This window comes from Vibrio sp. 661 (genome assembly GCF_033339315.1).
Taxonomy (GTDB): Bacteria; Pseudomonadota; Gammaproteobacteria; order Enterobacterales; family Vibrionaceae; genus Vibrio; species Vibrio alginolyticus.
Genome location: NZ_JAWOUJ010000011.1, coordinates 16,884 through 37,404 on the forward strand (window position 1 = coordinate 16,884; position 20,521 = coordinate 37,404).

The following is a 20,521-nucleotide window of genomic DNA, read 5'->3' on the forward strand; positions in this document are numbered from 1 at the left end:
TAATTTATTTAGTATCAGTTTATTCTAGGAATTTAAAAAATGAGTAACATCATCAAAGCTCTTGAAGAAGAGCAAATGAAATCAGACCTACCTAAATTTGCACCAGGTGACACTGTTGTAGTTCAAGTTAAGGTAAAAGAAGGTGACCGTGAGCGTCTACAGGCTTTCGAAGGCGTTGTAATCGCAATCCGTAACCGTGGTCTACACTCTGCTTTCACTGTACGTAAGATCTCTAACGGTGAAGGTGTTGAGCGTACGTTCCAAACACACTCTCCAATCGTTGATAGCATCGAAGTTAAACGCCGTGGTGCAGTACGTCGTGCCAAGTTGTACTACCTACGTGAGCGTTCTGGTAAGTCTGCTCGTATCAAAGAGAAACTTGCTAAGAAGTAATGCTATAACTAGCGTTCTCATCTTAAACGGAGTCCTTTTAGGGCTCCGTTTTTTTATTTGTGTAATTAGCTTGCTCGTTTCTTTTCATCCGCCTGCACTGACGTACACTCCACGCCTCTACCTTGCTGTGAATAGATTCCTGATGTCGCTATGGCTTCTCTGAATAACGGGAAATGATGGCCAAAGATTATATAGCACCGAGGTTAAAATTCGTCATTTTGAAGGCGACGAAGGAGCGTGATTCAGAATCTACTAGTCGAGAATGCAATTGTTTAAGTTGTTAGCTTCATCTTTGCTGTTAGTAGATTCTTAATGTCGCTATGGCTCCTCGGAATGACAGGAAATGATGGTCAAAGATTACAGAGTACCGTGGTTAAAATTCGTCATTCTGGATAGCGACGAAGGACCGTGATTCAGATTCCCCAAGAAGGAACCTAGGGTATTCCTTTACCCTAGGTCTCAATTTAATACTGGTCTTCAGACCAGCCATCACTATCGGACATATCGGGTGCGCCTGGGATGGTGTTTTCTTCATCTGCCCATTCACCAAAATCAATCATTTGGCATTGTTTACTGCAGAAAGGGCGATGAGGACTTTGTTCTCCCCATTCTACGTCGGCGCCACATTGTGGACATTGAACGATGGTAACTTTAGACATAGTTGAGCGTCCCATTACTAATTGGTGTTAAAGGGTAGTATACCTAAACGAATTAAAGATGGCTTATTCAACGCGCTATTGCTGCTACGAAATTTTATCAAATATAAGCGCAATAAAGCGTTGAATTTTAGATTATGGAGGCGAGGCTAAGTGTCGTCTTAGCTGCACACAGCAAGTTCAAATTCAATATCTTGTGTGCACGCTTGACCGTTTTCAAACGACATGAACTTGATCGCAAAGCGGTTTTTATGGCCTGAAATCATAGGATACACGCCATATTCCATTGGGATGTGAAGTCTTAGAATGTTGGCTTCATCAGCGTCACTTTGGAAGAAACCTGCACGACCGATTTGAGCTTTGAAATGTCCGGTCTCTCTAGTGAGCTTTAACCATAACGAAAGCGCATCAGATAAGGGCTTTAAGCTTGCTTGCCACTGTTGTGCATCACGCTTTTTACGTTCAATAGGTAGATGAAGCCAGTAGTGTAATGCTGGCAGATCAAAACAGCATGAACCACCCGGTAGATTAAAGCGTTGACGGATAGAGCTTAGGAAGCGATCTTCTTTTAGTGCTTGACCAAAACGTTCTGCACCCATCAGTTGGCTATGAACGACATCTATCTCTTGTAGTAGGGTATTTAATGCGTCTTGATCGACGCCATCAACATTTAGCCAATGGCGGTACGACAGCCGTTGCTTCTCAAGATCTTTAGCCAGTTCACTTTTCAACTGGATCTGTTCGAAGATCTCAACCATATCGAATAACGCACGGAAAAACAGTTGATACTGATGATTTTCGCTAAACCCAGAGGCCAAGTGAGCCTGACGCAGCAGAGACTCCACTCTTAGATAAATACGAGTTTTCTCATTTAACGGATGTTCAAATTTGTGCGTGGTCATCGACATAAGCCTTTGTGAGTTTCGTTCCTATTTTCGCAGATTTTTCTTACACATGGCTAGGTACTTTTCGTGCAAATCTGTGATTTGAAGCAAAAGATCAGGGTCACTTGGATTATTCTTAACCACATCGTCTGCAAGCGCGAGCCTTTGCTCTCTTGATGCTTGAGAGGCAAGGATGGCGCGAACTTGATCTTCACTCACATTGTCTCGTTTCATCGTGCGAGATATCTGTGTATTCGGTTCTACATCGACGACAAGAACGCGATCACACAAACTATCTAGCTTGTTTTCTACGAGCAACGGCACCACAAGTAACGCATACTCTGAAGTGACTTGCTGCAAATCTTCGATCATCTTTTCACGAATTATCGGGTGCAACAGTGCGTTGAGCCATGCTTTTTCATCTGAATTCGAAAAGATTTTTTCTCTCAGCTTTGCGCGATCTAAAGTTTGGTCTTCACGAACGATATCGTGACCAAAGTGTTCAATAATCGCGTTTAGGCCGGGAGTACCTGGTTCGACAACTTCTCTTGCTACAATGTCGGCATCAACGATATCGATTTTAAATTGTTGTTTGAACAGATTCGCGACGGTTGTTTTTCCACTAGCGATACCACCTGTTAAACCAATAACCAAAGCCATTTACACTCCTAGAACTGAAGTAAAGTACCAGTTTAAAATCTGCTCGCCCCAAATTAAGCTTATCCAACCAGCAATTGCTAAGTAAGGACCGAAAGGGAAAGCTTTTTCAATTCCCTGCTTTTGCAAGCGTAGTTGAATGATGCCAAATACGATGCCAACCACAGAAGAAAGTAGAATGATCATCGGCAGTGACTGCCAGCCCAGCCAAGCCCCTAGTGCTGCTAGTAGTTTAAAATCACCATATCCCATTCCTTCTTTACCAGTAAGTAGCTTAAAGCCCCAGTAAACGGACCAGAGACATAGGTAACCAGCAATAGCACCAATGACAGAATCTTGTAGAGTAACAGGACTTATTTCGACTAATGCTAAGGCAATGCCAGCCCAAGTTAATGGTAATGTTAATTGGTCAGGTAACAACATAGTATCGAGATCGATAAATGTTGCAGCGATTAAGATAAAAGTGAAAAAGAGTAGTGCAACGGTAAAGTAACTAAAACCAAAGTGGTAAGCGACAAAGCCTGAGCAGAATGCAGTGAGCAGTTCAATCAGTGGATAGCGTGTGCTAATGGTTGTCTGACAGTTGTGACATTTGCCTTTTAAAAGCAGCCAGCTAATCACAGGAATGTTGTCGCGAATACGTATCGGTGTTGCGCATTTCTGGCAGGAGGAGCGTGGGACGCTCAAGGTCAGCACTTCTTTAGGAGGTTCTATTTTGTATTCAGGAAATGACTCGGCACATTCGCGTCGCCATTCTAGTTCCATGATTTTAGGTAGTCGATAAATAACCACATTGAGGAAGCTACCCACGATAAGACCGAAGATGGTGGCAAACACAACGAATAGCCAAGGGTAGTACTGGAATACTTCCATATTTGTCTCTTGAGCGATGAGTGAAATCAGCAAGATGCTGTTTTAAAGGAGTTAACAGCTCATTCTAGCCCAATACACTCATTAAGTTAAAGATTGGCAAGTACATTGCTGTCACTAATCCGCCAACAACGATACCTAAAAAAACGATAATTAGTGGCTCTAGAATTTTACTAAGGTTGTCGACGGTGTTGTCGACTTCAAACTCGTAGATTGTTGCAACTTTATTGAGCATATCGTCAAGTCGACCAGACTCTTCACCGATCATAACCATTTGTAACACCAATTCAGGGAACACATTACAGTTGCGCATGGCTACATACATTGGCATACCTGCGGCGGTATCACGGTAAACTTCTTCTATGGCGAGTTGATAGTGCAAGTTTCCTGATGTTTTTGATGTGGTTTTTAAACTGGTTAGAATTGGAATGCCCGCTGTAAAGCTTGTGGCGAGTGTTCGACTAAATTTGGCGATAGCGGCTTTTGATAATACAGGGCCCAGGACAGGAAATTTAAGCACAGAGCGGTTGAGCATTAAGCGAAAAGAATCTGAACGCTTAGAGAGGATTCTCGCCGAAATGAATAAACTAATGGAGCCTAGTGCGATAAACGGACTCCAGTTTTGTGTCCAGGCGGAAAGATCTAATACTTGCCTGGTAAACCACGGTAAGTCAGCACCAAAACCAACAAACATTTTTTCAAACTCGGGAATGACTTTGGTGAGCATGATAAACGACACGCCTAACGCTACTAGCACTACCATCGCTGGGTAAATCAGTGCTTTGATCACTTTCGCACGGAGTTGTTCATTTTTTTCTCGGTAGGTGGCTAAGCGCTCGAACACTTCTGCTAAGTTACCGGATTGCTCACCTGTGGCGATAAGATCGGTATAGAGTGGGTCAAAGTGTTCACTTGCAGTGCGCATGGCTTTTGACATGGGCGTCCCCGCTTCAACGGCGCGTGTCACGCTCATCAAAATGGATTTCATCTCTGCTTTTTTATGATTCTCTGAGACCAATTTTAAAGCCTGAACTAAGGGTACACCGGTTATCAACATCGTCGAAATCTGACGGGTAAACACCGTGATGTCTATGCCTTTCACGCGATGGCTGAGTTTAGTGAGAAACGAGATACTGCTTTTCTTTAACTTCTTGATCTTGATGTGCTGTGCGTCTAGACGCTCGCGTACTTCAATTTCTGTCATCGCGAGGGTTTGTCCAGACGTCTTTTTGCCAGAACTGTTGATGCCTTTCCAGCGGAAGTTTTTAAGTTGTGGTGTAGTGCTTTTCATAGAGGTGACTGCTGATTAAAGGATTAAAAATAAAGTACGCGCTGTAGTTCACTAAAACTTGTGATCCCTTGTTTGAGTTTTTCTATGCCCGACATCTGTAACGTGCTCATACCATTTGCGATGGCGAGTTTTTCTAGTTCATGTACTGAGGCGCCTTTAATAAGCGCTTCGGAAAGAAATTCATCAAAGCGCATCACTTCATAAATTCCCGTTCGGCCGGAATAACCATGGGTACACTCATTACATCCATCGGGATTGGCTTTAAAAATGTTGTCGCTTGCTTGAATTCCAAGATGTTGTAGCTGAACGGTAAGCTCTTGTGATTGTTTACAGTGCGAGCACAGTTTACGGGCCAAGCGCTGGGCAATAATCAAATTAAGAGATGAGGCCAAGTTAAAGCTTTCTACGCCCATGTTTGATAAACGAATAACCGTTTCAGCCGCAGAATTGGTATGTAAGGTTGAAAGTACTAAGTGACCGGTTTGCGATGCTTTTATAGCGATTTCGGCGGTGTCTAAGTCACGAATCTCACCGACCATTACCACATCCGGGTCTTGACGTAAGAAAGAGCGCAGGGCTTCGGCAAAACCAAAACCAATCTTAGGCTGAACTTGAACTTGGTTAATGCCCGATAAGTTAATTTCTACTGGGTCTTCTGCCGTGGAAATGTTGATTTCTGGCTTATTGAGGATACTCAGCCCAGTGTACAGAGAAACGGTTTTTCCGCTCCCGGTTGGGCCTGTCATCAGAATCATGCCTTGTGGGCGACGCAGCGCATCCAAGTACAATTGTTTTTGTTGTTCGCTATAACCAAGCTTGTCGATATCCAATGACGCAGAGCTGCTGTCGAGCAGTCGTAGTACAATTTTCTCTCCGAATAGAGTCGGTAGCGTGGATACACGCATATCAATTGCGGTGTCTTGATTCAACTTGAGCTTAATACGCCCATCTTGTGGTAAACGTCGCTCTGCAATATCAAGTTTAGAGAGGATTTTGATACGAGCGGATAAGCGGCGACTTAAGTGGCTTGGTGGCTGCTGTGTTTCAATTAAGATGCCATCACAGCGTAGGCGCACACGGTACATCTTTTCATAAGGCTCAAAGTGGATATCGGATGCGCCTTTGCGCACAGCGTCCAACAGAATTTGGTTGATGTAACGGCTAACAGGAGACTCATCTTGGCTCAAGTCTTCAATGTTGTCGATTTCATCTGCGCCCACATCAACCAGATTGGCTAACTCTTCTTGGTTGATCTCTTTTAACCCGGACTTCTCATGACTCAATGAACGACCATATAAGCGTCGAATTGCCGCGCTGAGTTGACGAAAATCCGCCAACACCAATTCAATCTGTAAACCAGTGGCAAAGCGGAAATCGTCTTCTGCTTGTTGGTTCGTGGGGTCGGCAACGGCTAATAATAACGTTGAAGGTGTACGCTGGAGTGGGAGTGCGTTATGCCGTGTGATTAATTCCCTAAGGCCAAGTTGCTGACAAAGCGAGGCGTACTCGTACTGAGATAACTCGGGCTGATTTAATCCAAAAATAGAATTTAAATGTTCAGTGAGTTCGCGTGATGTAAATAACCCTGAACTGAGCAAAGCTTCCGGCATCGAAATGCCAGAAGCTTTGACTTGCTCAAGCAACGATTCTTCTTGGGAAAAAGCCAATAGTCCTTTTTGACGAAGAATCGTGGAGAGGTTGGTTTGCATTATGGGCAGCTATCAATAGATACTTTTGGGTTAGTATTATTTGTACAGCCCCAGGGTGTGTTTGGTGTCCTAGCATATTCGATGTCACCTGCTGCAGCATTGCCAGTATTAAATACAAATTTGAGTGTAGATTTTGCGTTTGAGGCTGCTCCAGCACCTTCAATTGATGCGGTAATATTGCCAAGGGCGTTCATAGTAGCGTTCCCACCGATGTCTCCTAAGTCGGAAGTAGCTGTGGTGTTGTTCTGAGTATATAAATCAGCATTAGTAAGTAATGACTTTAAAGTACCCACAGCAGAGGTTACAGCTGACTTTGCGACATAGTCTTTATATGCAGGGATTGCGACTGCTGATAACACACCAATAATTGCTACCACAATCATCAATTCAATTAACGTAAAGCCTTGCTGTTTTTTCTGTTTACTGTGTTTCATTTTCTTTCCTTCTTAATGAAATAAATAATGCCCTTGCATTGGCGAAAGATTATGGAGAGTTAAGGTGGGTTGAAAATGGGGAAGGGATCGGCTCTCGAGTGAGATAAAACTCTTTGGTGAAAAGTTGCATATCGCATGCAGAGTTTTGCGAGTAGTACTATTTTTTAGTGGATAAAAAGAAAGGGCCTATTGGCCCTTTTTAATGATGAATTACTCACAACTCACTGAGTTAGTTGAAGTAATTTAGATTGTGTTGCTTTTATTATTTGAAGCGCATCGAAAGATCCATCGCTTTTAGATGCTTAGTCAACGCGCCTACCGAAATGTAATCGACACCGGTTTCTGCGTATTCTGCGATGGTCTCTAGCGTAATGTTGCCGGAGTTCTCTAAAGCGGCACGACCTGCGTTAATCGCTACGGCTTCACGCATCATTTCTTTTGTGAAGTTATCGAGCATGATGATGTCGGCACCAGCCTCTATCGCTTGTTTCAACTCTTCTAAGCTTTCCGTTTCTACTTCTACCGGTTTGCCTGGGTTAAGCTCTTTCGCTTTTTGGATGGCTTGAGTGATGCCACCACAAGCAATAATGTGATTTTCTTTAATAAGGTAAGCGTCGAACACACCGATGCGATGGTTAAAGCCACCACCGCAGGTCACGGCGTATTTTAGTGCGCTACGCAGACCTGGAATGGTTTTGCGTGTGTCTAGTAGACGGCACTCAGTATGCGCGATTTTTTCAGCGTACTCTGCGGTAACTGTTGCGCAGCCAGACAGCGTTTGGATGAAATTCATTGCGTTACGCTCACCAGTCAACAGGTCACGAGCAGGGCCTGTCAGCGTGCAAAGGGTTTGGTTAGGTTCGACTTTATCGCCGTCCTTTACGTGCCATTCAATGCTGACCTTGCCACCGAGCTGTTTAAAAACTTCATCAGCCCATGCTTGACCACAGAACACACCATGCTCACGAGTAATAATCGTTGCGGTATTAACCGCATCGTCAGGGATCAAAGATGCAGTAATGTCGTTATCTGCGTCGACACTGCCACCTAGATCTTCTTTTAAGGTATCAGCGACAGAGCTAGTGATCTCTAAAGGGAGTTGTTGTTTAAGGTATTCTAGGCGTTCTTGAATGTTGTGTGTGTTCTTCATCGCAAATCTTGTCTTGAAAGGGAGATGGCAACGAATGATACTCTCCGGTGTCAATAATTTCAGCAGTTAATTTGCAAAGTAGAGAGGTTGATATGCGCCCAATTATCGAGAATGGCTGGCTGACACAAGCAAAGCATGTTCCGTCACCATTTTTTGATGCCCGCTCTGATGTAAACGACATCTCTCTGCTGGTGGTACACAATATCAGTTTGCCTCCTGGGCAGTTTGGTGGACCATATATAGAGGACTTCTTCACTGGCAAGCTAGACCCAAATGAACATCCATTTTTTGAAGTTATTCACAAAATGGGCGTTTCTGCACATTGCTTGATTAAGAGAAACGGCGAGGTTGTTCAATTTGTTTCTTTTCTCGATAGAGCATGGCATGCCGGTCAATCCAGTTTCGCGGGCAGGGAGCGTTGTAATGACTATTCCATTGGTATCGAGCTTGAAGGGACAGAATTTACTGCCTACACAGAAGCGCAATATCAATCACTTGCAGAGATCACTGAGGTGATTATGCAGTCTTATCCTCAAATCACCCCGCCACGAATTACCGGTCATCAATATATTGCGCCCTTGAGAAAAAGCGATCCTGGTCTAAGCTTTGATTGGGTGAAATATAGACTGCTTATACAGCGTTGATTTGTAGCGAAAGTGTAAATTCAAAAAAGCGAAATAAATAAGGCATACGATCAGGTATGCCTTTTTTTGATACCAGAAATATTAATGATTGTTAAAAGTTAACTACATTTTTACGCTCGCACATGCCGTTTTGGTGAATAAATAGACTGATAATTTTGTCATTTTCTGTATTTCTTTTCCAAAACTGCTAGCACGTCGACTTCCCATTTGTATGCTTTATGTAATTGGTCATACCAATTCTATTGCTGTTTTAACAGTCGATTGTTATCAGAGTGTTGGAAGTAAGCTCGTTCTATGATTTAGGTCAATTTTCGGCTGGACAGTGGCGTTTTAATTATGTTAATTTCTGCACCAACTTAAAATTGGTATTACCAATTACCTGCAAGAGTAGAAGAACAATAAATTATGGCTTATCAAAGGATTCGTCAGCCAAAACTCTCTGATGTTATAGAACAAGAGTTAGAAAGGTTGATAGTGGAAGGAACATTGTCTCCGGGGCAACAACTGCCTCCAGAGCGTGAACTGGCAAAACAGTTCGATGTGTCTCGTCCTTCAGTCCGAGAAGCCATTCAACGCTTGGAAGCGAAGCGTTTGTTGACTCGTCGCCAAGGTGGCGGAACATTCGTAAGTGAGAATATCTGGAAGAGCTTTTCAGATCCCTTGTTGAATTTGTTGTCTAGTCATTCTGAAACCCAGCTTGATGTGCTTGAGTCTCGTCATGCGATGGAAGGAATTTCAGCCTACTTTGCAGCTTTACGTGGTACCGAAGAAGATTTTGCGCGTATTCAAGGTTGCCTTGAGCGCATTAGCCAAGAGCAAGCAAACAACGATATCGAAGCTGAATCTGCGGAAGTGATGCAATTTTTGATCGCTTTGACAGAAGCCGCGCACAACGTGGTTTTGTTGCACATTGTTCGAAGCTTAGCACCTTTGCTTGAGCAAAATATTCTACAAAATTTTAAATTACTACGTCGCCGCCCAGAAGCGGTCGAGAAAGTCAGTAAACACCGAGCCAATATCGTGGATGCGATTGTTTCTGGTCAGCCTGAAAAGGCGCGAGAAATGTCCCACTCGCACTTGGCTTACATCGAAGAAACATTGTTGGATTTGACTCGAGAAGAGTCTCGACGAGAGCGTTCTCTACGTCGAATTCAGCAGGGTAATGACTCGTAAGAGCGTTACTTAAATAAGTAGATCCAACCAACAGAAGGATAGATCGCCATGTCTGATATGAAGCATGACGTAGATGCACTGGAAACTCAAGAATGGCTACAAGCGCTTGAGTCAGTTGTACGTGAAGAAGGTCTAGAGCGTGCTCAATTCCTATTAGAGCAAGTTCTAGATAAAGCACGTCTAGACGGTGTTGATATGCCAACAGGTATCACAACTAACTACATCAACACGATTCCTGCAGACCAAGAACCAGCATACCCAGGTGACACAACACTTGAGCGTCGTATTCGCTCAATTATTCGTTGGAACGCTATCATGATCGTTCTACGTGCATCTAAGAAAGACCTAGAGCTAGGCGGCCACATGGCGTCTTTCCAGTCTTCTGCTGCGTTCTACGAGACATGTTTCAACCACTTCTTCCGTGCACCAAACGAGAAGGATGGTGGCGACCTAGTTTACTACCAAGGTCACATTTCACCAGGTATCTACTCACGTGCATTCGTTGAAGGTCGTCTAACTGAAGAGCAGCTAGACAACTTCCGTCAAGAAGTAGACGGAAAAGGTATTCCTTCATACCCGCACCCTAAACTGATGCCTGAATTCTGGCAGTTCCCGACAGTATCGATGGGCCTAGGTCCAATCGCTTCTATCTACCAAGCTCGTTTCCTTAAGTACCTAGAAGGCCGTGGTCTTAAAGATACTTCAGAGCAGCGCGTTTACGCGTTCCTAGGTGACGGTGAGATGGATGAGCCAGAATCACGTGGTGCTATCTCTTTCGCTGCGCGTGAGAAACTAGACAACCTATGTTTCCTAATCAACTGTAACCTACAGCGTCTAGATGGCCCTGTAATGGGTAACGGTAAGATCATTCAAGAACTTGAAGGTCTGTTCAAAGGTGCTGGTTGGAACGTAGTGAAGGTAATCTGGGGTAACAACTGGGATTCACTACTAGCTAAAGATACGACTGGTAAGCTTCTACAGCTTATGAATGAAACGATCGACGGCGACTACCAAACATTCAAATCAAAAGATGGCGCGTACGTACGTGAGCACTTCTTTGGTAAGTACCCAGAGACAGCTGCACTTGTTGCTGACATGACTGATGACGAAATCTTCGCACTTAAGCGTGGTGGTCACGAGTCTTCTAAGCTATACGCGGCATACAAAAACGCGGCAGAAACTAAAGGTCGTCCAACAGTAATCCTAGCTAAGACTGTTAAAGGTTACGGCATGGGTGAAGCGGCTGAAGGTAAGAACATCGCGCACCAAGTTAAGAAGATGGACATGACTCACGTACTACACCTACGTGATCGTCTAGGTCTTCAAGACATCCTAACTGACGAAGCAGTGAAAGAACTTCCGTACCTGAAACTTGAAGAAGGTTCAAAAGAGTACGAATACCTACACGCTCGTCGTAAAGCGCTACACGGCTACACGCCACAGCGTCTACCAAAATTCACTCAAGAATTCATCGTTCCTGAGCTAGAAGAATTCAAGCCACTACTAGAAGAACAGAAGCGTGATATCTCTTCTACTATGGCATTCGTACGTGCGCTAAACGTTCTACTTAAGAACAAGAACATTGGTAAGAACATCGTTCCTATCATTGCTGACGAAGCACGTACATTCGGTATGGAAGGTCTGTTCCGTCAAATCGGTATCTACAACCCGCACGGCCAAACTTACACACCAGAAGACCGTGGCGTTGTTTCTTACTACAAAGAAGCGACTTCAGGTCAGGTTCTACAAGAAGGTATCAACGAGCTAGGTGCTATGTCTTCATGGGTTGCTGCTGCGACTTCATACTCGACAAACGACCTACCAATGATCCCGTTCTACATCTACTACTCAATGTTCGGCTTCCAACGTGTTGGCGACATGGCGTGGATGGCTGGTGACCAACAAGCACGTGGTTTCCTACTAGGTGCAACTGCGGGTCGTACAACGTTGAACGGTGAAGGTCTACAGCACGAAGACGGCCACTCGCACATTTTGGCGGGTACGGTTCCTAACTGTATTTCTTACGACCCAACATTCGCGTACGAAGTAGCAGTAATCATGCAAGACGGTATCCGTCGCATGTACGGTCCAGAACAAGAAAACGTGTTCTACTACCTAACGCTAATGAACGAAAACTACGCAATGCCAGCAATGCCAGAAGGCGCTGAAGAAGGCATCCGTAAAGGTATCTACAAGCTAGAAACTTACACGGGCGACAAAGCGAAAGTTCAGCTAATGAGCTCTGGTACTATCATGAATGAAGTACGTAAAGCAGCTCAAATCCTAAGCGAAGATTACGGTGTTGCTTCTGATGTTTACTCTGTAACGTCATTCAACGAACTAACTCGCGATGGCCAAGATGCAGAGCGTTTCAACATGCTTCACCCAGAAGCGGAAGCGAAAGTACCTTACATCCAAACAGTAATGGGTACTGAACCTGCTATCGCAGCAACTGACTACATGAAGAACTACGCAGAGCAGGTTCGTGCATACATTCCTGCTGAGTCTTTCAAAGTTCTTGGTACTGATGGCTTCGGTCGTTCAGACAGCCGTGAAAACCTACGTCGTCACTTCGAAGTGAACGCAGGTTACGTAGTAGTAGCAGCGCTAACTGAACTAGCGAAACGTGGCGAAGTTGAGAAATCTGTAGTTGCAGAAGCAATTAAGAAATTCGACATCGACACAGAGAAAACAAACCCGCTATACGCTTAATTAAGAAGGTAGATAAGAAATGGCAATCGAAATTAATGTACCAGACATCGGTGCGGATGAGGTTGAAGTTACTGAGATTCTTGTAAGCGTTGGCGACAAGGTTGAAGAAGAGCAGTCTCTGATCACAGTTGAAGGCGATAAAGCTTCTATGGAAGTTCCTGCTTCTCAAGCGGGTATCGTTAAAGAAATCAAAGTTGCAGAAGGCGACAAGGTTTCTACTGGTTCTCTAATCATGATTTTCGAAGCCGAGGGTGCAGCTGACGCTGCACCTGCTCCTGCGGCAGAAGCAGCTCCAGCAGCAGCTCCAGCTCCAGCAGCAGCGGCAGAACTAAAAGAAGTTCACGTACCAGACATCGGTGGTGATGAAGTAGAAGTTACTGAAATCATGGTTGCCGTTGGCGACAGCATCGAAGAAGAGCAATCTCTTCTAACTGTTGAAGGCGACAAAGCTTCTATGGAAGTTCCAGCGCCATTCGCAGGTACTCTAAAAGAGATCAAAGTTGCAGCAGGCGATAAAGTATCGACTGGCTCACTTATCATGGTGTTCGAAACAGCAGGTTCAGGCGCTCCAGCAGCACCAGCGGCTGCTGAAGCTCCTGCGGCAGCAGCTCCAGCAGCGTCTGCGGCAAAAGAAGTGAACGTTCCAGATATCGGCGGCGACGAAGTTGAAGTTACTGAGATCATGGTTGCGGTTGGCGACACAGTGGAAGAAGAGCAATCTCTAATCACTGTTGAAGGTGACAAAGCTTCTATGGAAGTTCCTGCACCATTCGCTGGCACAGTTAAAGAAATCAAGATTGCAGCTGGCGACAAAGTGTCTACTGGCTCACTAATCATGGTATTCGAAGTGGCGGGTGCAGCACCTGCTCCTGCAGCAGCTCCAGCTCAAGCGGCAGCACCTGCAGCTCCGGCTCCTAAAGCAGAAGCTCCAGCGGCAGCAGCTCCAGCAGCGACTGGCGATTTCAAAGAAAACGATGAGTACGCTCACGCGTCTCCAGTTGTTCGTCGTCTAGCGCGTGAATTTGGCGTTAATCTTTCTAAGGTTAAAGGTTCTGGTCGTAAGAGCCGTATCCTAAAAGAAGACGTTCAAGCTTACGTGAAAGATGCACTTAAGCGTCTTGAGTCTGGCGCAGGTGCAGCAGCATCTGGCAAAGGCGACGGCGCGGCTCTTGGTCTACTACCATGGCCAAAAGTGGACTTCAGCAAGTTTGGTGAGACAGAAGTTCAACCGCTATCTCGCATCAAGAAGATCTCTGGCGCAAACCTACACCGTAACTGGGTAATGATCCCGCACGTTACACAGTGGGATAACGCAGACATCACGGCTCTTGAAGCATTCCGTAAAGAGCAAAACGCGATTGAAGCGAAGAAAGACACTGGCATGAAGATCACACCACTTGTGTTCATCATGAAAGCGGTAGCTAAAGCGCTTGAAGCGTTCCCAGCGTTCAACTCTTCTCTATCAGAAGACGGTGAGAGCCTAATTCTGAAGAAATACGTGAATGTTGGTATCGCGGTAGATACACCAAACGGTCTAGTTGTTCCTGTATTTAAAGACGTGAACAAGAAAGGCATCTACGAGCTATCTGAAGAGCTAATGGCGGTTTCTAAGAAAGCACGTGCAGGCAAGCTAACAGCGGCTGACATGCAAGGTGGCTGTTTCACTATCTCTAGCCTAGGCGGTATCGGCGGTACGGCGTTTACTCCAATCGTAAACGCGCCAGAAGTTGGTATCCTAGGTGTGTCTAAGTCAGAAATGAAACCGGTATGGAACGGTAAAGAGTTCGAACCGCGTCTACAACTTCCACTGTCTCTATCATACGACCACCGTGTGATCGATGGTGCTGAAGGTGCGCGCTTCATCACTTACCTAAACTCATGTCTATCTGACATTCGTCGTCTAGTTCTGTAATAGAAATTAGATGAATGAGAGGCGGCAACTTAGCCGCCTCTGCTAATCATAATTACCGACAATTTGGTTATCAGCCTTGCTTCGTTCAGGGTTTTCACAATCGAATTGTTGTCTAGCTCACAGGCTAAATTGATTTACTTTTCACACCATTAACATCTCTGTAAACTGTTAGCGGTCTGAAAATAACTGTTTAAAACAAATCTCTCTTAAACATAAAAAATCGATACCCACTCAGCCTGTTAGGGATAATGACTACAAGAGGTCAAAATGAGCAAAGAAATTAAAGCCCAAGTTGTTGTACTTGGTTCTGGTCCTGCTGGTTACTCCGCTGCATTCCGTTGTGCGGACTTAGGTCTTGAAACTGTACTAGTTGAACGTTACAGCACGCTTGGCGGTGTATGTCTGAACGTGGGTTGTATCCCATCTAAAGCACTGCTTCACGTTTCTAAAGTAATTGAAGAAGCGAAAGCGATGGCTGACCACGGCGTTGTGTTCGGTGAGCCTCAAACAGACATCAGCAAAATCCGCATCTGGAAAGAAAAAGTTGTTAACCAACTAACTGGCGGCCTAAGCGGTATGGCTAAGATGCGTAACGTAACAGTAGTTAACGGTTACGGTAAGTTCACTGGCCCTAACTCTATCCTTGTAGAAGGCGAAGGTGAGCCAACAGTTGTTAACTTTGACAACGCAATCGTTGCGGCTGGTTCTCGTCCAATCAAACTGCCATTTATCCCGCATGAAGACCCACGTATTTGGGACTCTACTGACGCTCTTGAACTAAAAGAAGTGCCAGAAAAACTGCTTATCATGGGCGGTGGTATCATCGGTCTAGAAATGGGTACGGTTTACCACTCTCTAGGTTCTAAAGTTGAAGTTGTTGAAATGTTTGACCAGGTAATTCCTGCAGCAGACAAAGATATCGTGAAAGTATTTACTAAGCGTATCAAAGACAAGTTCAAGCTAATGCTAGAAACGAAAGTAACAGCAGTTGAAGCAAAAGAAGACGGTATCTACGTTTCAATGGAAGGCAAGAAAGCGCCAGCTGAAGCTGAGCGTTACGATGCGGTTCTAGTTGCTATCGGTCGTGTACCAAATGGTAAGCTAATCGACGGTGAAAAAGCGGGTCTAGAAATTGACGAGCGTGGCTTCATCAACGTTGATAAGCAAATGCGTACTAACGTTCCTCACATCTTCGCGATCGGTGATATCGTTGGTCAACCAATGCTTGCTCACAAAGGTGTGCATGAAGGTCACGTAGCTGCTGAAGTTATCTCTGGTAAGAAGCACTACTTCGACCCTAAAGTTATCCCTTCAATTGCGTACACTGAGCCAGAAGTAGCTTGGGTTGGTAAGACTGAAAAAGAAGCGAAAGAAGAAGGCATCAAGTACGAAGTAGCAACATTCCCATGGGCAGCATCAGGTCGTGCAATCGCATCTGACTGTGCAGACGGTATGACTAAGCTAATCTTCGACAAAGAAACTCACCGCGTAATCGGTGGTGCTATCGTTGGTACTAACGGTGGTGAACTACTTGGTGAAATCGGCCTTGCAATTGAGATGGGCTGTGATGCAGAAGATATCGCTCTGACTATCCACGCTCACCCAACTCTACACGAGTCTGTAGGTCTAGCTGCTGAAGTATTTGAAGGTTCAATCACTGACCTGCCAAACAAAAAAGCAGTTAAGAAGAAGTAAGCTTTTTCTGACTGAATGATAGAAGCCGCTGCATTGCAGCGGTTTTTTTATGCTTGTTATATAGAAATATAAATGTGTGCTTAGCTGACAGCAGACAATAAAAAGCCCACCAAACGGTGGGCTGACATATATCACGAGTTAAGCTTTAGTGTTCACGGTTGTAAATGCAAAGCATATCTAAGTATGAATTCACTAGGTGTTTCAGCTCCGCTTCACCTTTAGCGCGGTTCGCTTGGACAAACAGTGAGTAACAAATACCGTGGAACAGGTTTGCCAAGTGTTCTGAATCGTGCTGGTCACACACCTCACCGCGTTCAATTGCTTTAATGAACATGTTTTGTACTAGCAGCTGGTTAGTGCGGTTAGTTGAAACAAACAATGGCCATACTTCGTCACGTGTTGAAGCACTCCACTCGAACCATACTTTTAGCCAGTGACAATCTTGGCTGACAAGCTCGATCATCGCATTAGTAATATTGGCGATGTTTTCACGTGCATGTAAGTCTAGGTCTATGTTATCCGATAGGAAGTTTGAGAACTGACGTACGACGTGATTGAGAACTTCATCCACCAAGTCTTCGCGTGTAGGGAAGTAGTTAAAAACAGTCGCCACAGAAACTTGAGCAATTTCTGCGATATCTGCGTGACCACCACGACCGATGCCGCGGCGCGCAAATACTTCCAATGCGATTTCCATTAACTGTTGCTTACGCTTAATTGGAGAAAGCCTAGTTCTAGGTCTCTTTGCAATTGAGTCCATATCCATTTTCCTTGCCATTTGAGTTGATATTGGGGGTAACCCCCTAATTGATTATTTTAATAGTTGCTTAAAGCAGTGATGAGTGTAATGGTGCATATGCACAAGGTCAACATCTGTAGAACAATTTATATACAGTAATGTCATTATTATTGATAAATTTAGCTATGAACTTTATAAAACTAAGACCTTCTTCCAAGATTTTTTGGCAACAGGATGTGACTTTCAACCCAATGAACGTGGTGATACACTACACGCCGTAAGATTAGGTGATCGTTTGCGTGCGACTTACCTCAACCCACAAATTTAGATTGAGCACAGTATGAAACATACAATAGAAGTCATGATTTCTGAGCAAGAAGTTCAGGAGCGAGTTCGTGAATTAGGCAAACAAATTACAGAGCGTTATCAAGGTAGTGAAGATCTTGTGTTGGTAGGCTTATTGCGTGGCTCATTTGTATTTATGGCAGACTTGGCACGTGCTATCGAACTAACTCACCAGGTTGATTTTATGACTGCGTCAAGCTACGGCAATACGATGGAAAGCTCACGTGACGTTCGTATCTTGAAAGATTTGGATGATGACATCAAAGGTAAAGACATTCTGCTTGTTGAAGACATCATCGACACTGGTAACACACTAAATAAAATCCGTGAGATTCTTTCGCTACGTGAGCCGAAGTCTATCGCGATTTGTACGCTCCTAGATAAGCCATCTCGTCGTGAAGTGAATGTTCCTGTGGATTGGATTGGTTTCGAAATTCCAGATGAATTTGTCGTTGGGGTGGGTATTGATTACGCGCAGAAATACCGCCACTTACCATACATCGGTAAAGTTGTACCTCAAGAATAATCATTGAGTTCAGCATTAAAAATATAAAAAAACGCCCATCTAAGATGGGCGTTTTTCGTTCAACTTTTAGATATGACTTAGCGACAAAGGAGCTTGTTGTCTGTATTTAGAATCGTCGAAAGAGCTTTCTGGTAAGACGCTTCTACGGTTTCCTTAGAGTTAGAACGAATGCCTAAGTACTCTAAGCGACCATCTTCAATTCCGTATACCACACCATGAATTTCAACATCTTGCCCACGCTCCCAAGCGTTTTGCAGGATGGTTGAGTTACCCAAGTTGTACACTTGCTCTGCAACATTAAGCTCGCCTAGTTTATCCGCTCGATCTTGTTGCGGCATTTGATCTAGGTAAGTGCGGTGTTTGAAATAAATATCTCTGATATGTAACAGCCAATTATTAATAAGACCTAGTTTAGGGTTATCAATGGCTGCATTTACGCCACCACATCCATAGTGTCCACAGACAATGATGTGTTTAACCTTAAGAACGTCTACGGCGTACTGGACGACCGATAGACAGTTGAGATCAGTATGGATAACTTGGTTTGCAACATTCCGATGAACAAAGAGTTCACCTGAGTATAGTCCGGTTAGTCGCTCGGCAGGAACGCGGCTATCAGAGCAGCCAATCCAAAGAAAATCAGGCTTTTGCCCCTCTGCGAGTTTTGCGAAGTATTCAGGTCGATCAGATTTGATCTCTTGAGACCATTTCGAATTGTTTTCAAATAACTGTTTTATTTCCGGCATTTTGCAAACTACTTCCCTTAAAAGACAAAATCGCTGCCGCTGTTTGTGTGCACATGCAAGCGATCAGTGTTGTAACTATACACAATGTTACAATTTCGATCTCGTTAAATATTCGTCAGATAGGACTCATCTGACTAGTTTTCATTAAGAAAAAAGTAAAATCTGGTGAAACTATTTGTGGTGTGAATTTAGCCTTAATCTATTTATGGTTTAAATTTTCGCCTAGCTCGTTAAAGTAGTGATATTTTACTTTTTAAAATTGAATGCAGGGAAAATCAGCAGTGTTCGGTAGTCGTTTTGAAGATATCAATTTCAAAGGGGATGTATTTGGCGGGGTAACCACGGCGATTATCTCTCTCCCTCTGGCGTTAGCGTTTGGTGTTGCATCCGGAGCCGGGGCTGAGGCCGGCCTTTGGGGGGCAATAATGGTCGGTTTGTTTGCCTCGTTATTTGGTGGTTCTAATACGTTAATATCAGAACCGACAGGGCCAATGACGGTAATCATGACCGCAGTATTAACCAGTATGATGGCGAAATACCCAGAAACGGGCATGGCTATGACTTTCACAGTTGTCATGATGGCTGGAGCGTTCCAAATCCTATTGGGGACGTTAAAACTGGGTAAATACGTTACCTTGATGCCTTACAGCGTTATTTCTGGGTTTATGTCTGGCATAGGTGTGATTCTTATCATTCTGCAGTTATCGCCTTTGATGGGGCATGCTGCGCCTTCAGGGGGAGTACTCGGAACGTTATCTGCTTTGCCGGAGACCATTTCTAACCTTAAGTTCAGTGAGTTGTTTTTGGGACTACTGACTTTGGGGATTCTTTTTTTCTTCCCTAAGCAATATCGTAAATACGTTCCTGCACAGCTCGTGGCATTGGTCGCGGTGACTTTATTGTCTGTGATTCTCTTTGATACAGAAGATATTCGTCGTATCGGTGAAATTCCTGCTGGGTTACCTTCTCTCGTCGCACCATACATTGACACAGATATGTTTGTCGAGATGGTCATTGATGCATTAGTGCTAGGCACATTAGGTTGTATTGATACTTTGTTAACGGCGGTTATCGGTGACTCATTAACTCGTAAAGAACACGACTCAGATAAAGAGCTGCGAGGTCAAGGGTTAGCTAACATGATCTCAGGCTTGTTTGGTGCGCTGCCGGGGGCGGGGGCTACCATGGGGACGGTAACGAATATCCAAGTTGGGGCTCGTTCGCCATTATCTGGTGTGATTCGTGCACTAATGTTGGCGTTGGTTGTACTGGTTGCTGGCGGGTTAACAGAGCCAATCCCGATGGCTGTGTTAGCAGGCATTGCGGTGTATGTTGGCTTTAACATCCTAGACTGGAGCTTTATTCAGAGGGCACATAAGGTAAGTTTTTCCGGAATGGCGGTGATGTATGGCGTTATGTTGCTTACAGTATTCGTTGATCTTATCGTTGCGGTGGGTTTAGGCGTCTTTATCTCGAACATTATCATCATCGAGCGTTTGAGCCGAGAGCAGGCGCGACAAGTAAAAGCGATCAGCGACGCGGATGAAGATGATGTGCCGCTGACTGACAGCGAGCGTGGCTTGTTGGATCGTGCGAATGGTAAAGTGCTGTTCTTTTATCTTTCCGGTCCGATGATCTTTAGTGTTTCTAAAGCCATTTCACGTCAACACTCTAGTATTTCGGACTATGACGTGATGATTCTCGATCTTACGGATGTACCAATGATTGATGTGACCGTCGGTTTGGCATTAGAGAATGCGATTAAGGATGCTCTCGATGCCAATTGTGCCGTGTATTTATTATGCCCGAATGAGCGAACACGAGAACAGCTAGAGAAATTCCATGTGATTGACCTTGTCCCGGATGAAAATATGTACCAATTCCGTTACGAAGCATTGAATGCGGCGGTGGCACATGTTGAGGCAGACCAGTATCAGCGCATAACGGCGTAATCATTCTGACAGTTAAAAACGCAACAGTTTCCT

General features: G+C 44.5%; 18 protein-coding genes. 8 read left to right on the top strand and 10 right to left on the bottom strand.

Annotated features, from left to right (window positions below; translation table 11 throughout):
- The first annotated feature begins 39 nt into the window (after nt 1-39).
- The gene (gene rplS / locus R7P69_RS17250) at nt 40-393 is read left to right on the top strand and encodes a 50S ribosomal protein L19 (protein WP_005379971.1); all 354 of its coding nucleotides are present in this window, start codon (nt 40-42) and stop codon (nt 391-393) included.
- Between the two features lie 464 nt (nt 394-857).
- Here the strand turns inward: rplS and yacG are convergent, their stop codons facing one another.
- The 8 genes from yacG to nadC all read right to left on the bottom strand — a co-directional run bounded on the left by yacG (nt 858) and on the right by nadC (nt 8,044).
- Nucleotides 858-1,052, bottom strand: a complete 195-nt coding sequence (yacG, locus tag R7P69_RS17255; RefSeq protein WP_017635922.1) for a DNA gyrase inhibitor YacG — start codon at nt 1,050-1,052, stop codon at nt 858-860.
- A gap of 158 nt (nt 1,053-1,210) precedes the next feature.
- Nucleotides 1,211-1,951: a cell division protein ZapD gene (zapD, locus tag R7P69_RS17260; RefSeq protein ID WP_005373086.1), complete on the bottom strand. Its 741-nt coding sequence runs from the start codon at nt 1,949-1,951 to the stop codon at nt 1,211-1,213.
- Nucleotides 1,952-1,978: 27 nt separating this feature from the next.
- Nucleotides 1,979-2,593, bottom strand: coding sequence for a dephospho-CoA kinase (gene coaE, locus R7P69_RS17265; protein ID WP_017635920.1), 615 nt, complete (start codon nt 2,591-2,593; stop codon nt 1,979-1,981).
- On the bottom strand, nt 2,594-3,463 hold the full coding sequence (locus tag R7P69_RS17270) for a prepilin peptidase (RefSeq protein WP_025768182.1): 870 nt from the start codon (nt 3,461-3,463) through the stop codon (nt 2,594-2,596).
- A gap of 64 nt (nt 3,464-3,527) precedes the next feature.
- On the bottom strand, nt 3,528-4,751 hold the full coding sequence (locus tag R7P69_RS17275; RefSeq protein WP_025768183.1) for a type II secretion system F family protein: 1,224 nt from the start codon (nt 4,749-4,751) through the stop codon (nt 3,528-3,530).
- Between the two features lie 23 nt (nt 4,752-4,774).
- On the bottom strand, nt 4,775-6,460 hold the full coding sequence (pilB, locus tag R7P69_RS17280) for a type IV-A pilus assembly ATPase PilB (protein WP_115386281.1): 1,686 nt from the start codon (nt 6,458-6,460) through the stop codon (nt 4,775-4,777).
- Entirely contained in the window at nt 6,460-6,894 is a 435-nt protein-coding gene (locus tag R7P69_RS17285; protein ID WP_029803401.1) for a type IV pilin protein, read from the bottom strand. Before R7P69_RS17285 ends, pilB begins: the two co-directional genes overlap by 1 nt.
- Nucleotides 6,895-7,156: 262 nt before the next feature.
- Nucleotides 7,157-8,044 (bottom strand): carboxylating nicotinate-nucleotide diphosphorylase, encoded by an 888-nt coding sequence (nadC, locus tag R7P69_RS17290; protein WP_238952113.1) that lies wholly within the window; start codon nt 8,042-8,044, stop codon nt 7,157-7,159.
- A 92-nt stretch (nt 8,045-8,136) separates the two neighbouring features.
- Between nadC and ampD the strand changes: the two genes are divergently transcribed.
- From ampD to lpdA, 5 genes are all read left to right on the top strand, one after another.
- Nucleotides 8,137-8,688: a 1,6-anhydro-N-acetylmuramyl-L-alanine amidase AmpD gene (gene ampD / locus R7P69_RS17295; RefSeq protein WP_005386614.1), complete on the top strand. Its 552-nt coding sequence runs from the start codon at nt 8,137-8,139 to the stop codon at nt 8,686-8,688.
- 405 nt (nt 8,689-9,093) lie between these two features.
- Nucleotides 9,094-9,861, top strand: a complete 768-nt coding sequence (gene pdhR / locus R7P69_RS17300; RefSeq protein ID WP_005379989.1) for a pyruvate dehydrogenase complex transcriptional repressor PdhR — start codon at nt 9,094-9,096, stop codon at nt 9,859-9,861.
- Nucleotides 9,862-9,909: 48 nt separating this feature from the next.
- Nucleotides 9,910-12,573 (top strand): pyruvate dehydrogenase (acetyl-transferring), homodimeric type, encoded by a 2,664-nt coding sequence (gene aceE / locus R7P69_RS17305; protein WP_005386612.1) that lies wholly within the window; start codon nt 9,910-9,912, stop codon nt 12,571-12,573.
- A 19-nt stretch (nt 12,574-12,592) separates the two neighbouring features.
- On the top strand, nt 12,593-14,485 hold the full coding sequence (gene aceF, locus R7P69_RS17310; protein ID WP_005396678.1) for a pyruvate dehydrogenase complex dihydrolipoyllysine-residue acetyltransferase: 1,893 nt from the start codon (nt 12,593-12,595) through the stop codon (nt 14,483-14,485).
- A 267-nt stretch (nt 14,486-14,752) separates the two neighbouring features.
- Nucleotides 14,753-16,180, top strand: coding sequence for a dihydrolipoyl dehydrogenase (gene lpdA / locus R7P69_RS17315; RefSeq protein ID WP_005379993.1), 1,428 nt, complete (start codon nt 14,753-14,755; stop codon nt 16,178-16,180).
- A gap of 145 nt (nt 16,181-16,325) precedes the next feature.
- On the opposite strand, the gene opaR is transcribed toward lpdA, so the two are convergent.
- Complete coding sequence (gene opaR, locus R7P69_RS17320) at nt 16,326-16,940, bottom strand: transcriptional regulator OpaR (RefSeq protein WP_005379994.1); 615 nt, start codon at nt 16,938-16,940, stop codon at nt 16,326-16,328.
- A 319-nt stretch (nt 16,941-17,259) separates the two neighbouring features.
- On the opposite strand from opaR, the gene hpt reads away from it, so the two are divergent.
- Nucleotides 17,260-17,790 carry a hypoxanthine phosphoribosyltransferase gene (gene hpt, locus R7P69_RS17325; RefSeq protein ID WP_005379995.1) on the top strand — a complete coding sequence of 177 codons (531 nt, stop codon included), beginning with the start codon at nt 17,260-17,262 and terminating at the stop codon, nt 17,788-17,790.
- A gap of 77 nt (nt 17,791-17,867) precedes the next feature.
- Here the strand turns inward: hpt and can are convergent, their stop codons facing one another.
- On the bottom strand, nt 17,868-18,536 hold the full coding sequence (gene can / locus R7P69_RS17330; RefSeq protein ID WP_005379996.1) for a carbonate dehydratase: 669 nt from the start codon (nt 18,534-18,536) through the stop codon (nt 17,868-17,870).
- A 281-nt stretch (nt 18,537-18,817) separates the two neighbouring features.
- Between can and R7P69_RS17335 the strand changes: the two genes are divergently transcribed.
- On the top strand, nt 18,818-20,488 hold the full coding sequence (locus R7P69_RS17335) for a SulP family inorganic anion transporter (RefSeq protein WP_005379997.1): 1,671 nt from the start codon (nt 18,818-18,820) through the stop codon (nt 20,486-20,488).
- Nucleotides 20,489-20,521: the final 33 nt, after the last annotated feature.

Bases quoted from the DNA above. Each gene is read 5' to 3' on its own strand.
- rplS (WP_005379971.1), top strand. From the start codon at position 40: ATGAGTAACATCATCAAAGCTCTTGAAGAAGAGCAAATGAAATCAGAC.
- yacG (WP_017635922.1), bottom strand. From the start codon at position 1,052: ATGTCTAAAGTTACCATCGTTCAATGTCCACAATGTGGCGCCGACGTA.
- zapD (WP_005373086.1), bottom strand. From the start codon at position 1,951: ATGACCACGCACAAATTTGAACATCCGTTAAATGAGAAAACTCGTATT.
- coaE (WP_017635920.1), bottom strand. From the start codon at position 2,593: ATGGCTTTGGTTATTGGTTTAACAGGTGGTATCGCTAGTGGAAAAACA.
- R7P69_RS17270 (WP_025768182.1), bottom strand. From the start codon at position 3,463: ATGGAAGTATTCCAGTACTACCCTTGGCTATTCGTTGTGTTTGCCACC.
- R7P69_RS17275 (WP_025768183.1), bottom strand. From the start codon at position 4,751: ATGAAAAGCACTACACCACAACTTAAAAACTTCCGCTGGAAAGGCATC.
- pilB (WP_115386281.1), bottom strand. From the start codon at position 6,460: ATGCAAACCAACCTCTCCACGATTCTTCGTCAAAAAGGACTATTGGCT.
- R7P69_RS17285 (WP_029803401.1), bottom strand. From the start codon at position 6,894: ATGAAACACAGTAAACAGAAAAAACAGCAAGGCTTTACGTTAATTGAA.
- nadC (WP_238952113.1), bottom strand. From the start codon at position 8,044: ATGAAGAACACACACAACATTCAAGAACGCCTAGAATACCTTAAACAA.
- ampD (WP_005386614.1), top strand. From the start codon at position 8,137: ATGCGCCCAATTATCGAGAATGGCTGGCTGACACAAGCAAAGCATGTT.
- pdhR (WP_005379989.1), top strand. From the start codon at position 9,094: ATGGCTTATCAAAGGATTCGTCAGCCAAAACTCTCTGATGTTATAGAA.
- aceE (WP_005386612.1), top strand. From the start codon at position 9,910: ATGTCTGATATGAAGCATGACGTAGATGCACTGGAAACTCAAGAATGG.
- aceF (WP_005396678.1), top strand. From the start codon at position 12,593: ATGGCAATCGAAATTAATGTACCAGACATCGGTGCGGATGAGGTTGAA.
- lpdA (WP_005379993.1), top strand. From the start codon at position 14,753: ATGAGCAAAGAAATTAAAGCCCAAGTTGTTGTACTTGGTTCTGGTCCT.
- opaR (WP_005379994.1), bottom strand. From the start codon at position 16,940: ATGGACTCAATTGCAAAGAGACCTAGAACTAGGCTTTCTCCAATTAAG.
- hpt (WP_005379995.1), top strand. From the start codon at position 17,260: ATGAAACATACAATAGAAGTCATGATTTCTGAGCAAGAAGTTCAGGAG.
- can (WP_005379996.1), bottom strand. From the start codon at position 18,536: ATGCCGGAAATAAAACAGTTATTTGAAAACAATTCGAAATGGTCTCAA.